This is a genomic window from Amycolatopsis thailandensis, assembly GCF_002234405.1.
Classification (GTDB): domain Bacteria; phylum Actinomycetota; class Actinomycetes; order Mycobacteriales; family Pseudonocardiaceae; genus Amycolatopsis; species Amycolatopsis thailandensis.
The window spans coordinates 1-500 of record NZ_NMQT01000310.1 but is presented as its reverse complement, the minus strand read 5'-3'; the positions used below and the strand labels follow the sequence as shown (position 1 = coordinate 500).

The following is a 500-nucleotide window of genomic DNA, read 5'->3' as shown; positions in this document are numbered from 1 at the left end:
GCCGAGCACCGGGTCGTCATCGCGCGGCGCGTGCACAACGACGCCGTCCGGGACACCCTGCATCTGCGGCGGCGCCGGAAGGTCCGGTACTTCGGCCTCGCCGGTACCGCCCGGCTCCCGGAGTACTTCGAGATCGCCGAGCCCGACCTCTAGGAGGACGAACCGTGAGTGAGCGCGTTCTGGTGGCGGTGTTCGCGACGCCGGTGGCGTCCTTCCTGCTCCGCTACGGCAAGGACCTCGGGTACGCACCGGTGTTGTTCGAGCCGGACGGCGCACGGGCGACGGACGTCGAGGGCGGCTTCGAGGCCGTCACGACGGTGCCGGAACTCGGACCGGAGGCCGACGTGGTCGTCACCGATCACGACCGGCCCGAACTCGGCGAAGTGCTGAAGGCCGTGCTGGACCACCCGACCCGGTGGGTCGGCGTGCTCGGCAACCCGCGACACGCCGGCCCGCATGTGGCCGCGCTCGAGGCACTCGGGGTTCCGGACCCCGAGATC

Annotated in this window: 1 protein-coding gene and 1 pseudogene; both read left to right on the top strand. The window is 71.8% G+C overall.

From position 1 onward, the window contains the following. A pseudogene (locus CFP71_RS45250) lies at nucleotides 1–153 on the top strand (NUDIX hydrolase); the annotation flags it as partial. Nucleotides 154–164: 11 nt separating this feature from the next. Further along, nucleotides 165–500, top strand: a 336-nt coding sequence (locus CFP71_RS42525) for an XdhC family protein (protein WP_093939460.1), incomplete at its 3' end; no start/stop codon positions are given.